Source organism: Alkalibacillus haloalkaliphilus C5 (genome assembly GCF_000269905.1).
GTDB lineage: Bacteria > Bacillota > Bacilli > Bacillales > Alkalibacillaceae > Alkalibacillus > Alkalibacillus haloalkaliphilus_A.
Map to the genome: position 1 here is coordinate 1 of NZ_AKIF01000061.1, position 15,464 is coordinate 15,464.

Annotated in this window: 14 protein-coding genes and 2 pseudogenes; all 16 read left to right on the forward strand. The window is 39.7% G+C overall.

The window, feature by feature from the left end:
• Nucleotide 1 precedes the first annotated feature (1 nt).
• Nucleotides 2-345, forward strand: a pseudogene (locus A194_RS0108120) (SDR family NAD(P)-dependent oxidoreductase).
• A complete protein-coding gene (locus A194_RS0108125) occupies nucleotides 329-823 on the forward strand; it encodes a PPC domain-containing DNA-binding protein (RefSeq protein ID WP_423734743.1) in 495 nt (164 codons plus the stop codon). The pseudogene A194_RS0108120 and the gene A194_RS0108125 overlap by 17 nt, the downstream one beginning before the upstream one ends.
• A gap of 3 nt (nucleotides 824-826) precedes the next feature.
• A complete protein-coding gene (locus A194_RS21175) occupies nucleotides 827-1,597 on the forward strand; it encodes a class I adenylate-forming enzyme family protein (protein ID WP_337442961.1) in 771 nt (256 codons plus the stop codon).
• A gap of 20 nt (nucleotides 1,598-1,617) precedes the next feature.
• A complete protein-coding gene (locus A194_RS21180; RefSeq protein WP_337442962.1) occupies nucleotides 1,618-2,307 on the forward strand; it encodes a class I adenylate-forming enzyme family protein in 690 nt (229 codons plus the stop codon).
• Nucleotides 2,304-3,437, forward strand: coding sequence for a thiolase C-terminal domain-containing protein (locus tag A194_RS0108135; protein WP_029425087.1), 1,134 nt, complete (start codon nucleotides 2,304-2,306; stop codon nucleotides 3,435-3,437). Before A194_RS21180 ends, A194_RS0108135 begins: the two co-directional genes overlap by 4 nt.
• A gap of 3 nt (nucleotides 3,438-3,440) precedes the next feature.
• On the forward strand, nucleotides 3,441-3,746 hold the full coding sequence (locus tag A194_RS0108140; RefSeq protein ID WP_017186357.1) for a Zn-ribbon domain-containing OB-fold protein: 306 nt from the start codon (nucleotides 3,441-3,443) through the stop codon (nucleotides 3,744-3,746).
• Nucleotides 3,747-4,207: 461 nt separating this feature from the next.
• Complete coding sequence (locus tag A194_RS0108145) at nucleotides 4,208-5,128, forward strand: DMT family transporter (protein WP_272942208.1); 921 nt, start codon at nucleotides 4,208-4,210, stop codon at nucleotides 5,126-5,128.
• Between the two features lie 59 nt (nucleotides 5,129-5,187).
• A complete protein-coding gene (locus tag A194_RS0108150) occupies nucleotides 5,188-6,291 on the forward strand; it encodes an NAD(P)/FAD-dependent oxidoreductase (protein ID WP_017186359.1) in 1,104 nt (367 codons plus the stop codon).
• 15 nt (nucleotides 6,292-6,306) lie between these two features.
• Nucleotides 6,307-7,248, forward strand: coding sequence for a nucleoside hydrolase (locus tag A194_RS0108155; RefSeq protein WP_017186360.1), 942 nt, complete (start codon nucleotides 6,307-6,309; stop codon nucleotides 7,246-7,248).
• Nucleotides 7,249-7,768: 520 nt separating this feature from the next.
• Complete coding sequence (locus A194_RS0108160; RefSeq protein WP_017186361.1) at nucleotides 7,769-10,129, forward strand: glycoside hydrolase family 65 protein; 2,361 nt, start codon at nucleotides 7,769-7,771, stop codon at nucleotides 10,127-10,129.
• A gap of 21 nt (nucleotides 10,130-10,150) precedes the next feature.
• Entirely contained in the window at nucleotides 10,151-11,404 is a 1,254-nt protein-coding gene (locus A194_RS0108165) for an ABC transporter substrate-binding protein (protein ID WP_017186362.1), read from the forward strand.
• Nucleotides 11,405-11,518: 114 nt separating this feature from the next.
• A complete protein-coding gene (locus tag A194_RS0108170; RefSeq protein WP_017186363.1) occupies nucleotides 11,519-12,394 on the forward strand; it encodes a carbohydrate ABC transporter permease in 876 nt (291 codons plus the stop codon).
• Nucleotides 12,394-13,231, forward strand: a pseudogene (locus A194_RS17870) (carbohydrate ABC transporter permease). The gene A194_RS0108170 and the pseudogene A194_RS17870 overlap by 1 nt, the downstream one beginning before the upstream one ends.
• Before the next feature lie 19 nt (nucleotides 13,232-13,250).
• Nucleotides 13,251-13,943 (forward strand): DUF624 domain-containing protein, encoded by a 693-nt coding sequence (locus A194_RS0108180; protein ID WP_017186364.1) that lies wholly within the window; start codon nucleotides 13,251-13,253, stop codon nucleotides 13,941-13,943.
• 5 nt (nucleotides 13,944-13,948) lie between these two features.
• Complete coding sequence (locus A194_RS0108185; protein ID WP_017186365.1) at nucleotides 13,949-14,974, forward strand: LacI family DNA-binding transcriptional regulator; 1,026 nt, start codon at nucleotides 13,949-13,951, stop codon at nucleotides 14,972-14,974.
• Between the two features lie 15 nt (nucleotides 14,975-14,989).
• The coding region (gene pgmB, locus A194_RS0108190) for a beta-phosphoglucomutase (protein ID WP_017186366.1) at nucleotides 14,990-15,464 on the forward strand (475 nt) is incomplete at its 3' end.

Consider the following 15,464-nt stretch of genomic DNA (forward strand, 5'->3'; position numbering starts at 1 on the left):
CTTGGCAGTCTCAGGTATTAATGGTGGAGTTGTATCGAGTCACCAAGGTTCAAAAAAAGGTAGATCAGGACCAGCCTATGCCGCTTCAAAAGGAGCTTTAATAGCCTTAACGAAATGGGTAGCAAAAGAATTAGGCGAGTATGATATTACTTGTAATTCTGTTGCTCCGGGCGCAACAGAAACTGGTATTACATCAGGGTTAGCTACAATTTTGACCAACAAGTTATTAAACGAATGGGGCAAACAGAAGACATTGCGGAGGCTGTTGCCTATTTTTCTAATCCAAAGTCAGGATATACAACTGCTCAAACTTTAAGGGTTGATGGAGGTGTTGATATTGGCTAAATACCAATCAATAGAAAGTGTTCAAGGAAAAAGTGAACAAACCATTATGGGGCGTCTGACAAAGGATGTTGATTTATTTGAAGGAATGATCGAAGTCTGTAAGGAGTACGGTATTCAGACAGCTTCGTTTCAATGTATTGGGTCATTAAAACGTGTTGGAATGTTGCAGATTAGTCAAAATGAAGATGGAAGTATTGGCTATACAGATCAAATAAATATTGAGAAACCAGTTGAAATTTTATCAGGCACTGGTTTTATTGGATTAGATCAAAATGGAGAGTTGGATGTTCACTTCCATGGTCTCATTGTTGATCCGGATGGAAATATTACAGGTGGACACTTCTTGAAGGGAGAAAATCCTACAGCTGTAACGATGGAGTATACATTAAATCCAGTAAATGGTGTCCATATGCAAAGGCAAATAGATGATTATTGGGGTCTACCTGTATTTAGATTTTCATCAAAAGGGGAGGTTTAATCAATGGAAACATTAGGATTACAAGCTAAGAAAGTGATGAAAGCCTATCCTAATAGAACTGCAGTAAAGTTTGAGGATGTATCGATTACGTATCAGGAACTTTATTATCGCTCTATGGCTATTGCGAGTTATTTAGCAGATCAAGGTTTGAAAAAGGGCGACCGTTTTGCAGTATTAATGTCTAACCGTCATGAGCACGTTGAGCTAGATTTAGCAGCTGCATTTGGTGGCTATATTAAAGTCCCCTTAAACTACAAGTTACACCCAAGAGAGCATGAATATATGATTGACGATGCGCAATTAGGAATTGTGATCGGAGAGGAAGACTTGATCAATTCAATAAACTTAGACTTTGATTGTCTTTTGATTGGGAATGATTACGATACTGTGGTTGATCGTTATTATGGTGATGTACTAGAGGAAGATGTGCATGAAGATGATCTGTTTGCCATTATGTATACTTCTGGCACGACTGGTAACCCAAAAGGTGTCATGCTATCCCATCGAAATATGTTAACAGGTGCTTTATCATTGTCTGAAGTTTGTGAGGTTACGAACAGAGATGTGATTGGTCATGTTGCGCCGTTAACTCATGGTAGTAACTTTTTATCTCATGTTGCATGGTTACATGGCAATACACAAGTCGTGTATAACAATTTTGACCCTGAAGAGTTTATTGATGACATTGAAAAAGATCAGGTCTCTGTTATTTTTATGGTGCCGACAATGGTTAACTTAATGATTCAGAATCCAACTTTGACCCTGAAAAATTAAAGTCTATTAAGTCTATTAACATGGCAGGTTCACCGATCGCTGCGAGCAAATTACAACTTGCTCTATCTAAACTAGGAACTAAGTTTGTTGAGACTTATGGTCAAGTTGAAGCACCGATGTGTATTACAGTTATGCCAAGAGATCAGCTAAGTAGTCGTTTAGAGTCTTGTGGCTATACAGGGCCATTTGTTGATATGAAAATCATTAATTCTGATGGTCTTGAAGTTAAAAATGGTGAAGTAGGAGAAATTGTTTGTAAAGGTTCTCTTGTTATGAAAGGTTATTGGAATAATGAAGAGGCGACAAACAAAACATTACAAAATGGCTGGTTGCATACTGGAGATCTAGGATGGGTTGATGATCAAGGTTATTTACACATCGTTGATCGTATAAAAGATGTTATTATTTCAGGTGGATTAAATATTTACCCTCGAGAAGTTGAAGAGGTATTAAACAAGCATAAGGGTGTCAAAGAAACTTGTGTAATTGGTATACCTGATGATAAATGGGGTGAATCAGTTGTAGCTTATGTTGTTCCAAATGGCACGACTGAAGTTGTTGAAGAAGATTTAATTGCGCTTTGTAAAGAGTATTTAGCTAGCTTGAAAAAACCGAAACAAATCCATTTCGTAGATCAGTTGCCTAAAAGCTCTTACGGTAAAATTCTTAAACGTGAACTTCGTAAGCAGCATTTAGAGGGGGTTCAATGATGCAAACATATATTCACGGTGTCGGTATGACACAGTTCGGGAAATTAGAAGATAAAACATTGAAAGACTTATTACTAAATGCATCAATTGAAGCCCTTGAAGATGCAGGCAAACCAGATGTTGATGCGGTATTTGTAGGTAACTTCATGGGAGGTTCTATTTATAACCAAGAAATACTAGGTGCAATTATTGCTAATGACTTAGGTTTAGGTTATGTACCGACAGCCAAAATTGAAGGTGCTTGTGCATCTGGGGGCATTGCTTTTCGTCAAGCTTTATTAGGCATTATGAGTGGAGAATATGAAACCGTCCTTGTTGCTGGTGTGGAAAAAATGAAACATGCATCTACAGTGGAAATAACTGAGGCGATCAACGCAGCGATGGATAATGATTCTAATGAAAAGCATGCTGGGTTAACTTTCCCTGGTTTTTTTGGTGTATTAGCTAACCGATATTTCCATGAGACTGGTGCAACTAAGGAACATTTAGCTCAAGTCGCTCTGAAAAATCGAAATAATGCCATTAATAATCCGCTATCACAGTTTAAGACTGAAACGTCAATTGAAGAGATTATGTCAGCTCGTATGATTACTGAGCCATTAGGGTTATTTGATTGTTCTCCAACAACAGATGGAGCCTCGGCTATTGTATTATCAAAGAAAAAAGGAAATATAGCAGTAAGAAGTAGTGCTCAAGCATCAGGCCCGACAGAAATGCAAAATGCTGAAAACCTATTATCAATTCCAGCTGTTGGCGAATCTGGTAGACTAGCATATGAAAAGGCTGGATTAGGACCAGAGGATATTGATGTAGTGGAAATTCACGATTGTTTTTCAATGACTGAAATAATTTCATCAGAAGAATTAGGCTTTTTTAACCGAGGGGAAGGTTACCTAGCAGTAGAACAAGGAAAAACATTGCCAAATGGTGAAAAGCCGATTAATACAAGTGGAGGACTTCTATCTAAAGGCCACCCTATTGGTGCTACAGGCATTTCTCAACTGTATCAAATTGTTCATCAGTTGAGAGGAACGGCTCCAAATCAAGTTGATGGGGCACGTATTGGGTTGGCGCAAAATCTAGGTGGCACAGGCTCATACTCAACAGTTCATATTTTAGAGAGGGTGTAAGTTATGGATGCGTTTCGTTGTAACGAATGTGGATATGAAACATTATCTGAGAAGTATTATTGCCCTAAATGTAGAAACTCTAGTTTCTCTAGGTTGGAGATCGAAGGAAATGGTCAGGTTTATAGCTTCACTACTATTCATATCGCCCCTCCAAAGTTTGCTGAAAAAGCTCCATACCAAGTCGTACTAGTTCAACTAACTGAACGTTTAAGAGTGACGGGGTATATGGATGAAGCTATTAACATTGGAGATTCTGTTTCTTTTAAAGAAATTCAAGAGGGAGCTTATATCTTCCAGAAGTCTTCTTAAAAGTAGAATGTCACTTAGTAATCGCCGAAATGAGGAATTTCGGCGATTTTTAAGTTCCTGATGGAAGGATTTGTAAGGTTTGAGTCTTTTAATTAAGCGAAATTCGCAATAATTGGGCGAAATTCTCATTTTTTAGGCGAAATTTTAAATAATTAGGCGAAAACGTAATTAATTAAGCGAAATTCTCAATAATTAAGCGAAGTGGCGTGAGAATTGGGCGAACGCTGGATTCCAGCGTGTTTACGATTATAGATCGCGGTGCTTTCTTCATTCCATTATATGGATTATCAACGAAATTTTTATTTTCCTGCGAAATTCTCATTTTTCCTGCGAAAATTAAAATATTCCGGCACAAACGCCACCATAATTCGGCGAACGCCGGAATGTTGAGATAGGAAGTCGTGCTTATTGCTTCTAGTCACGAAATTTTGTAAAGTGGAAGAATCATAGATTAGAAACAGGTGAAAAGTTTGGTTAAGATCTACATTTTGTTATTACTAGTCATGCTTATGTGGGGGGTGAATTTGCCAGCGCTTAAAGTGCTGGTTGATACGATTGATCCCGTGTTGCTGACTTCATTCCGTGTGTTCACGGCAGGGGTCGCGGTGTTGGTCATTTGTTATTTTATGGGTATTTTCAGATTGCCACATAAGTCAGAGTGGCTCGTTATGTTATATATAGGAACGTTTAATGTCGTATTGCACCATTCGTTTATTGCGGTTGGTTTAGAAGGGACAACGGGTGTTAACGGATCGCTCATTCTTGGTTTAATGCCGCTTATGACCGTGTTGATGGCGGTTATTTTCTTAAGGCAAAAAGTGAATCTGTTAAGGACGGTCGGATTTATATTTGGTTTTGCTGGTGTGGCCACGACGACGCTTTCAGGTAGTGGTGGACTAGGTGCGATGTCGATGGGTGATGTGTTTGTGTTCCTAGGTGTTGCGGTGCAAGGGTTTAGTTTTGTGTTAATTAGTAAGTTGAGAGCGACGTTTGACCCGCGCTTAATTACAGGGTACATCATGGTGTTTGGTTCGATTGTTATTTTCGGTTTGAGCCAAGCGCTAGGCGCCGATGTGGGTGAGATGGCGCGCGTATTTGACTGGCATATTGGTGCTGTCTTTTTATTTAGTGCGATTATGGCGACAGCTTTCGGTCATATGACGTACAATTATGTCATTAAAAAGGTTGGTCCGGCTGAATCGGCGATTTTTATTAATTTAAATACGTTGTTTGCGATTATCGGTTCGGCTGTCTTTTTAAATGAAGCGATCCTGCTTGAGCATATTATTGGGTTTGTTCTTATTATCGTAGGAATTTTCTTAGGAACTGGCGCTATTGAGTATTTATTAAAAAGGCGTCGCGGGAAAGTTGTTGAGCATTAGATATAAATTTTTTCCTAATAAGTAAAGCTGTTACATAAAATGAAAGAGGGGGACTTTTTGTGAAGCATATCATCATTGGTGCGGGAATTTTAGGAGCTGCAACGGCGTATCGTCTCGTTCAGCAAGGTGAGGATGTCGTGTTAGTTGATGCGGATTTTCAAGGAAAGGCAACAAAAGCTGGAGCTGGTATTGTTTGTCCTTGGGTCGGTGCGAGAAAGGACCCAGATTTGTATGAGTTAGCTAAAGCTAGTGCGGTTGATTATCCGTCATTAATTGATGATTTGCGTGAGGATGAAGCAGGTGAAACAGGGTATTATAAGTGTGGTGCGTTGGCTTTAGCGAATACGGAATCGCAGCTTGGCACACTTTATGAAGAAGCGGTGCGGAAGCGTGAGGAGACGGATTTTGTTGGTGATGTGGAAAAGTTGACGAACAGCGAAGCGCGAAAAATGTTTCCACCGTTACAAGATGATTGCTCGGCTGTCTATGTCTCTGGTGGTGCACGTGTTGATGGTCATTTGCTAACTCAAGCGTTAGTCCGTGCGTTTGTGAAACGTGGTGGTCAGTTACTTGAAGAGGAAGTGAAGCTAGAGAGCCGTGGTGATGAAGTTTTCGTACGTACGCGAGATGGTGTGTTAGATGCTGATCGGGTCATTGTTTCAGCAGGTGCGTGGTCGAAAAAGTTGCTTGAGCAGGTCGGCGTGTCGATTGCGTTAGAGCCGCAACGTGGTCAAATTGCGCATTTACGTGTTGAAGGTGAAAATACGAAAAATTGGCCTGTCGTTTTACCACAGTCGAGTCATTACATGTTGGCATTTGATGATGGGCGTGTCGTGTTTGGGGCGACACGCGAGGTAGGTAGTGGTTTTGACTACAGACTAACTGCTGGTGGAGTGCAAGAGGTGCTAAACGAAGGGCTTGCCGTTGCACCTGGGTTAGCGGATGCGACATTGGATGATGTTCGCATTGGATTTCGACCAATGGGACCTGATCAAAAGCCGTTACTCGGTAAAATTTCGAGTTACAGTAATTTAATTGTTGCAACAGGTTTAGGTCCGTCTGGATTGACCATTGGACCTTTTGTCGGTAAAATGACGGCTAAGCTAGCTGTAGACGAGGAAGTGGGGATGGATTTAACGCCGTTTAATCCACTTCGAACATAAGAAGAGGTGAGTGGTATGGAAAAGACACCAGTCATTATTGATAGTGATCCTGGTATTGATGATGTCATGATGCTTTTGTTAGCGCTAAGGCATGAGAAGATAGATGTGAAGTTAATTACGACGAGCGCAGGTAATCAAACGCAAGATAAAGTGATTGATAACGCGCTTCGGTTTGTGAGTTACATAGGAGAAGACGTTGAAATTGCGCGCGGCTCTGAGAAACCATTTTTACGCGACTTAGTCATTGCCGACCATATTCACGGTGAGTCTGGTATTGGTGGTGTCGAGTTACCTGAGGCGACGTTAGAAGAAAGTGCTCGTCCAGCCATTGAGGCAATGGTTTCTGTTTTGAAAGAGTCGGATGAGCCGGTCACAATCGTTGCAACAGGCCCACTTACGAACGTTGGCGCGCTTTTATTAGCGCACCCGGAAGTGAAGCCAAAAATTAAGCAAATCTCGTTTATGGGTGGTGCCGCTCGCGGAGGTAACGTAACGCCAAAAGCCGAGTTTAATATGTACGTTGACCCAGAAGCGGCTGAAGTCGTTATGCAAAGTGGGATCCCTATTGTTATGAGTGGCCTTGACGTGACGCACAAAGCTTATTTAACCCAAAAAGATTTAGATTTGTTAAAAGCAACAGGAAACGAACTGGCGAAAACACTTTATGAAATGTTGCAACATTATATGGATGCACAAGATTCTTCACCATTTTTGGAGCCACATCACGCTGATGTATTGCGCTTGCACGACTTAAGTGCCATCGCTTATGTCATTGACCCAACGTTATTTGAAGGAGAAGACTTGTACGTCACAGTTGAAACAGCAGGTTATGCAACAGCTGGTGCGACCGTCGTCGACCATTTACGGACGATGAACAAACCACCAAATGTACACGTGCTACATGATGTAGACCGCAAACGATTTGTTGAGTTGTTTTTTAGTGTGTTGTCACAGTAAGTTATTTAAGCTGATCGCCGAATTGATAAGTTCGGCGATTTTTTTGGCGCTCAGGAGAGTTAATTTAGCGTTCGCCGTGATATTCTGGCGTTCGTAGTCACTAATTTGGCACTCGTGAGAAAATCAGGAGATCACGATAATGATTTATCGGCGCTCGTCCCCAGTTTATCAGCGCTCAAGAAAATTTATCAGCGTTCGCACCCAGTTTATCAGCGCTCAAGAAAATTTATCGGCGCACGCGCCAAGTTTATCAGCGCTCACAATAATTTATCGGCGCTCGACCCAATTTGTCAGCACCCACGAAAAATATCAGCACTGAACCACCCCAAAATTTGTCTAGAAATCGCTTTCATTTTCTGTTGACTTTTTAATAGAATGCTCTTATACTTTGTTTTACGAGCACGAACTGGGTGCTTAAAAAATTTTTTGAATGTTACTAAAACGTTTTCGTAAATTCTAGCAATCTATATTTTTTCGCTCATTAAGTAAGCGGTTACACGAATTATAAAGGGAGTTTTATATGATCCGATATGATGTTGGTCAAGGGGAGTTTAAAGATTGGGTTGTAGCTGAAAGTGGCTTTTCGCCGAATCATTTGCGAAAGTTCGAAGCTGTTATGGCGTTAGGTAATGGTTATATGGGGCTTCGTTCGGCGATGGAAGAGTCGTATTTCGGTGAAAAACGGAACTTGTTCGTTAATGGAACGTTTAATCAAGCTGATCCGACTGAAGTAACAGAGCTTCCTAATTTAGCAGATGTTACGCAAATAGATTTTTATATCGATGGTGAGCGTTTCCATTTAGAGATTGGCGAAACGGATGAATACGTTAGACTGTTGAATTTGAAAACAGCTGAGCTAACCCGTTCGTTTAAGTGGACGTCGCCAAAAGGTAAAACATTTCAATTCCAATGTCGTCGTTTCGTATCACTTGCTGAGCGTCACTTAATTGGCATGAAAGTCGAAGTGGAGGCACTGAATGAAAGTGCATCAGTTCAATTAGTAAGTGCGATTAATGGTCAAACGACGAACACAGGTGCACAGCACTTTTTAAATGGTGTGCCGAGAATTTACGGAGATGACCTTCTTGAATATGTGCAGACGACGCGTCAGTCAAATGTTGATATTGCGTTAGTCAGTCAGCATCGATTATCGAAAGAAGCTAAAGTCGATAAGCTTATGGACAGGCGTAAAGTCGGTGTTGGTTATCAGTTTGATTTGGCTCCAGATGAGAAGGTGACACTTGAAAAGTTAACGACTGTTTATACGAGTCGTGACCGTGAATTTCTACCGAATGGTGCTGATCAAGAAACGGTTAAGCAACAAGCACATGATACATTAGAAAAAGTTACGCAAAAAAATTATGACGAGCTAAGAGATGAACATCGTCAAGCTTGGTTCGATCAAATATGGAACCGCTACAATATTGAAATTAATAGTCAAGATCACTTCGATCAGTTAGCTGTTCGATTCTCAATCTATCATATGACGATTATGACGCCTGATCATGATTCGCGAATGGGAATCGGTGCGAAAGGGTTATCTGGTGAAGGATATAAAGGTCACTCGTTCTGGGATACAGAAATTTTCGTTCTACCATTTTTCACATACTCAAATCCAGAAGTGGCGCGCTCTCTATTAACCTATCGTTATTACGGGTTGGAAAGTGCGCGAGCGAAGGCGGAAGAGAATGGTTATGAAGGTGCGATGTATCCGTGGGAGATGGCGTTCCCGGATGATGGGGAAGTGACACCACTTTATGGTGATATTGATATCATAACTGGTGAAAGAAGTAAAATTTGGACAGGCTTAATCGAACAGCACATTACGGCTGATATTGCCTTTGCAGTTAATCAGTATTACAACGTGACGAATGATGAAGCATTTCTAAATGATTATGGTTACGAAATGGTATTTGATAGTGCTAACTTCTGGGCGAGTCGTTATGAGTGGAATGAAGCTGAGGCTAGATATGAGATTCATAATGTAATCGGACCGGATGAGTATAAAGAGCATGTGAATAACAATGCTTATACGAATTACATGAGTTATTTTAATTTGAAGCTAGCTATTAAGTATTATGAGTTTTTAATTGCACAAAACGAAAACGTTTTCGCAACACTTGATGAAAAGCTAGCCTTACAACAAAACTATGAAAACTGGAAAGAAAAAGCTGAGAAGATTTTCTTACCAGCTCCACGGGAAGAGGATCAAGTTATTCAGCAAGATGATACGTATTTATCGCTTCCTGAAATTGATCTAGACAAATATAAGAAGCAAGAACAGCCAAGAACGATTTATAAAGATTACAATCAGCCACAAATCAATAAGCTTCAAGTGACGAAGCAAGCAGATGTGCTCGTTTTACTCTATTTACTTGAGCAAACGTTCTTGAAAGATGAAATAGAATTCGATGCGGCGTTAAAGCGTGCAAACTTTAATTATTATGAACCGCGCACGTTACACGATTCGTCTTTAAGTCTATCAACGCATGCGATTGTGGCGAGTGATTTTGAAAAGATGGACATGGCTTATCACATGTTCCGCCGTGCAGCAGAGATTGACCTCGGTCAAAATATGAAGTCATCTCAGGAAGGTATACATGCGGCATCAATTGCAGGTATTTGGAGTATTGCTGTATTTGGTTTTGCTGGTGTGAGATTAACGCCGGGTGGTTTATCTATTAACCCGACTCTACCAAAACAGTGGAATTCTATGACGTTTAATATTGATTGGCAAGGTGAGCAGTTAAGATTTGAGATTGACCAAGACAACTGTAAGATTTCAAAAGATTCTATGACTGAATTGCCTATCACGATTCAAAATCAGGTATTGAAGCTAAAAGACACTCTCACTGTTCCTTTAGCTTTTCAATATAATTAAATTTTTAGGGGGAGAATTACAATGAAATTTAATAAGCTATTTTTTGCTATGTTTGTTAGTGCATTACTCGTTTTAGCTGCTTGTGGTGGTGATAACGGAGATGCAGAAGATACTGAGGGGGATACTGATGAAGGTGGCGAAGTAGAACAAATCTCAGTCTTCCAAAGTAAAGTAGAAATCTCTGAGCCACTAGAAGAGTTAGCAGAAATGTATGAAGAGGAAACAGGTATTGAGGTTGATGTTTGGGGTACGACGGGTGATGACTATTTATCACAATTACAAGTTCGTCTAAACAGTAATCAAGGTCCTTCTATTATGACAGTACAAAACATTCAAGTAGCTGATCAGCTAGATTCATATTTATATGATTTAAGTGATATGGATTTAGCAGATGACATCGCACCTGAAATGGGATTAGAGTACGAAGACCGTTTAGTTGGTCTACCATATGGTATTGAAGGTTTCGGTTTAGTGTACAACAAAGATTTAGTTGACCCTGAAGACATTACAGATTATGAGTCTTTCGTTCAAACGTTACAAGACTTTGAAGATGAAGGTATTAATGGCTTAATGCTTTCTCAAGAAGCTTATTTCTTAATTGGTCACATTAGTAACTATCCGTTCTCGCTACAAGACGATTACATGGGCTTCATTGATCAGTTAAATGACGGTGAAGTAGCAATGTCTGAAACACCTGAATTCCAAGAGTTCGGTCAGTTTATGGAAGCTATTCGTGAGCACACGGTTAATCCACTTGATGTGAACTATGACCGTCAAGTTGGTGACTTCGTAAATGGTGAGACGGCAATGATTCACCAAGGTAACTGGGTTGTTTCAATGTTAAATGATTATGACTTAGACTTCGAAGTTGGTTTAATGCCATTCCCATTAGACGGCAATGACAGACAAATCGTTGGTGTTGGTGGTAACTGGGGCGTTAACGGAAATAAGGATCAAGCAGAAATTGATGCCGCAATTGATTTCTTAGAGTGGTTACACAATAGTGATGTTGGACAAGAGTATATGGTTGATGAGTTCAATCACGTACCAGGGTTCACGCACATTGATGCAGATGGTTTAGACCCACTAGCACAAGAAGTATTAGATGCTTCTAACAGTGGTGACACAATCCCTTGGGCACACAACTACTACCCAGCTGATATCGTGCCAAACGATTTAGCACCAGCAACAGAAGAGTTCTTCTTAGATGATAGTATGTCTGGTGAAGAATTTATCGAGCGTTTAGATGAAGTTTGGGAAGGTGCAACAAGGTAATAAGATCTTTTGACAAGAAAATAACAGGGTCACCATTTGCGGTGTTCCCTGTTATTTTTTCCTTTCTTAACAACAGGTTGTGACATGGTTAAGGTTAGAAAAGAGGGATGAAAGTTGAGTAAACATCGCAATAAGTTATGGTATTTACTGTTTGTTTTACCGTTGTTTATCATTTTTGCGACGGTTGTGTTGATTCCGTTCTTTATCGGAATCTTTTACTCATTCTTTGAATGGGATGGTTTTTCAGCTAATCCAATGGTGTATGTTGGGTTAGATAACTATATTGAGTTAATCGATGATGGACGATTTGTTAACTCGGCTTGGCTAACGTTAGAGTTTACGATTTTAAGCTTAGTGTTAGTGAACGTATTAGGTTTAGGCTTTGCTTTACTAGTAACGTCTGCGTTTAAGTCTGCGAACTTTGCGCGTACGATGTTCTTCATGCCGAACTTAATTGGTGGATTAATTTTAGGTTATATTTGGCAGTTTATTTTCTCTGATGGTTTTAGAGTGATTGGAGATTTAACAGGTAATGAAGAAGTGTTTCGTAACTGGTTAACTGACCGTGATTTAGCGATGTATGCACTTGTCATCGTATTTTCGTGGCAAATGGCTGGTTATATGATGATTATTTACATCGCTGGTATTCAAAGCATTCCAGGTGAAGTGATGGAAGCAGCGGAAATTGATGGCGCGAACTACTGGCAACGTCTGAAAAATATCGTCATGCCATTATTGATGCCAGCATTAACGATCAGTTTATTCTTAACGTTATCGTTTAGTTTCAAGATCTATGACGTCAACCTGTCTTTAACAGCAGGAGGTCCAGCTAATTCTACTGAGTTATTAGCGATGCACATTTATAATGAGATCTTTGGATATAACAACTATGGTTACGGACAGGCGAAGGCGATTATCTTCTTTATCGTCATTGCAGCCATTACTTTAGTCCAAGTTTATATGACGAAGAAGAGAGAGGTTGAAATGTAATGCGTCTCTTTAAGAAGTATTTAAAAGAAATATTGTTAGTCGTAGGAGCTTTAGTGTTTTTGTCTCCGGTTTATATTATGCTCGTTAACTCATTTAAGAGCCGTTCTGAGCTTTATGAAAATGTTTTAGCATTACCGGAAACCTTAACTTTTGAACATTATATTCGTGCGATGGATCGGATGAATTTTGGATTAGCGTTTTTTAACTCATTAGTCATTACGATTATCTCTGTTGTCATCATTCGTTATTTTATCATCAATGACAGCATGGATGCTTGTGCGTAGGGATAATACGTTAAGCCGAATTATTTTCATGACGTTTATTGCGACGATGTTAATTCCGTTCCAGACGATTATGATGCCGTTAATTCAGTTTATGGATCAAATTATGTCAACGACTGGATTACCGATGTTAAATACACGTAGTGGATTAATTTTCATGCACGTTGGATTTAACGCGAGTTTAGCTGTATTCTTATATCATGGATTTATTAAGTCAATTCCAGTGTCATTAGAAGAGTCAGCTGAAATTGATGGAGCGAATAAGTTTACCGTGTTTTGGAAAATAATCTTCCCAATCTTAAAACCGATTACAGTAACGGTTATTATTTTAAATGTTATTCAAATTTGGAACGACTATTTACTTCCTTCATTAGTGTTAACCGACCAAAGCTTGCGTACAATTCCGCTTGCGACGTTCTATTTCTTCGGTGAGTTTACGATTCAGTGGAACCAAGCGATGGCTGGTCTTGTGTTAACGATTATTCCTGTCGTGATCTTCTATGCGTTTGCGCAAAAGCACATTATAAAAGGAATTGGCGAAGGAGCGGTGAAGTAATAATAAGTGAGGTGAGACTATGAACGGGTTTAGTTTATCAGGATGGATTGTTATGTTATCACGTTGGGTTGCCAGGTTGACGTTAACGAATGTCAGTTGGTTTTTCCTTAACATTCCGACGTGGTTTGCGATTTATTCTTGGTATTTAAGTGATCAAAAACTAGCGATTATTCATTATATCCTGTTCATAGTCGTTTTCACTTTTATATTTTTCCCGACGACAAGAGCGATGTTTATGTCACTGCGTCATTGGATGATGGAACAAGATGAGAAAAATAAACAATCGCACTATTTTAGAACGTTATTTAACCATTATAAAAGCTTTTTAAAGACAAATGTATTGTTTACCGTCATATGGATGATTTGGTTTATAGACATATATATTTTAATCGACGTTTCGCAGTTAATAGCTGTCGTCATGATTGTTATAGGTGTTCTGTTGTTCGCTTTTCAAATCATCTTTTTCTGTATGGAAGCGCACATGGACATGACGATGAAAGATTTAATGAAGTATGCGGCTTTAACGACAGTTGGTAGCCCAGTGTTAACGGTGTTCATTTTATTCGTGTCAGGTGCACTATCGTATATTGCGATATTTCAATTTACAGCATTGTTGCCGTTTTTCTCTGGTGTTGGGATCGCTTATTTATCGTTATTAATGTTTAATCATTGGACTGATAGTGTCAAAAACAAAGCTGAAAAGAGGAAGTGAAGTTAATGGTATCGATTAAAGATGTAGCAAAAAAAGCCGGTGTATCAGTCGGAGTTGTTTCTAAAGCGCTTAACAATTACCCAGATGTTGGGGAGAAAACTAGACAGCGTGTGTTAGAAACAGCAAATGAGTTGGAATATTCACCGAATCGCGTTGCTCGTATGCTTTCATCAAAGAAAAATTCAGCCATTAGCTTAATTTCCTCTGGTTTTGAAGAAAATGACCAGAAAGATAACAATTCTTTTGAGTTATTTAAAGGGATCTACTTCGGTAGCCAGCAGCTTAATTTAGATTTTTCGATTTATTTTACCGATTCGTTTAAACAAGAAGAGCAAAGTTATGTTCAGTTTTGTCGTGAGCGCAATATTGGTGGAGCGATTTTGCAAGGTATTCGGTTAGATGACCCATTTTTTAAAGAGATGGTCGATACGGAAGTGCCGTGTGTCTTAATCGATGTCTTAATGGATGATCCTCAACCTTGTGTTGGCAGTGTAACGATTCAAAATCGAGAAGCGACTAAAGCGCTGACGAACTATTTAGTTGAAAAAGGTCATAAAGATATCGCAATCATGGCAGGGACAAAGGAAGCCTACGTCAATGAAGAGCGATTAAGTGGTGTAGAAGAGGCGTTAGTTGAAAGTGGTTTAACGTTTGAAGATAGGCCAGTTTTTTATGCGGATTTCGATGATGGTGAGGCGTATGAGAAGGCTAAAATGTTTTTAGAAACGCATCGTCCAACAGCGTTCGTTTGTTTTAGTGACCTTATGGCTTACGGCGTTATGCGTGCAGCGCAAGACCTCGGTTTGTCTATACCTGAGGACTTGTCGGTTGTTGGTTTTGATGATTCGATGATTGCAAGTATGACAACGCCTGGCATTACGACTGTAGCGCAAGACTTTTTTGAAATGGGTCGTCAAGCAGCCCAGTTGTTGAACCGAATTGTCGATGGTGAGGCTGATGAGACAGAGGTTTACTTAAATTATGAATTGTTAGAACGTGAGAGTGTTAAAGATTTAACGAAACAGCAGTAGAAAGGAACATGAACCATGATCATGCCTAAAGCATTTATTTTTGATTTAGATGGTGTTATTACTGATACAGCTGAATTACATTATCAAGCGTGGAAAAGGTTAGCGGATTCTTTAGGAATTACGATTGACCGCGAATTTAATGAAGAGTTAAAAGGTGTCGGGCGTATGGAGTCGCTAGAGAAAATTTTAGCGCTTGATCCGGAACAGAGTGACTTATCACTTGAACGTAAAGAAGCATTAGCAACTGAAAAAAATGATCACTATGTCGACTTATTAGGCACGATTAGTGAAGATGATATTTTACCAGGCATTACAGATTTGCTGAAAACGATTCGTCAGCAAGGGATTAAAGTCGGGTTAGGTTCGGCGAGTAAAAATGCGACGCACGTCTTAAAGGAACTTAAGCTCATCGATCAGTTCGACTATATTGTCGATGCAGCACAAGTGTCCAAAGGTAAACCTGATCCTGAGACGTTTACGAATGCAGCGG

Excerpts from the sequence above, each read along its gene's own strand:
- A194_RS21180 (WP_337442962.1), top strand. The coding sequence starts at position 1,618 with ATGGCAGGTTCACCGATCGCTGCGAGCAAATTACAACTTGCTCTATCT.
- A194_RS0108140 (WP_017186357.1), top strand. The coding sequence starts at position 3,441 with ATGGATGCGTTTCGTTGTAACGAATGTGGATATGAAACATTATCTGAG.
- A194_RS0108160 (WP_017186361.1), top strand. The coding sequence starts at position 7,769 with ATGATCCGATATGATGTTGGTCAAGGGGAGTTTAAAGATTGGGTTGTA.
- A194_RS0108180 (WP_017186364.1), top strand. The coding sequence starts at position 13,251 with ATGAACGGGTTTAGTTTATCAGGATGGATTGTTATGTTATCACGTTGG.
- A194_RS0108155 (WP_017186360.1), top strand. The coding sequence starts at position 6,307 with ATGGAAAAGACACCAGTCATTATTGATAGTGATCCTGGTATTGATGAT.
- A194_RS0108165 (WP_017186362.1), top strand. The coding sequence starts at position 10,151 with ATGAAATTTAATAAGCTATTTTTTGCTATGTTTGTTAGTGCATTACTC.
- A194_RS0108135 (WP_029425087.1), top strand. The coding sequence starts at position 2,304 with ATGATGCAAACATATATTCACGGTGTCGGTATGACACAGTTCGGGAAA.
- A194_RS21175 (WP_337442961.1), top strand. The coding sequence starts at position 827 with ATGGAAACATTAGGATTACAAGCTAAGAAAGTGATGAAAGCCTATCCT.
- A194_RS0108185 (WP_017186365.1), top strand. The coding sequence starts at position 13,949 with ATGGTATCGATTAAAGATGTAGCAAAAAAAGCCGGTGTATCAGTCGGA.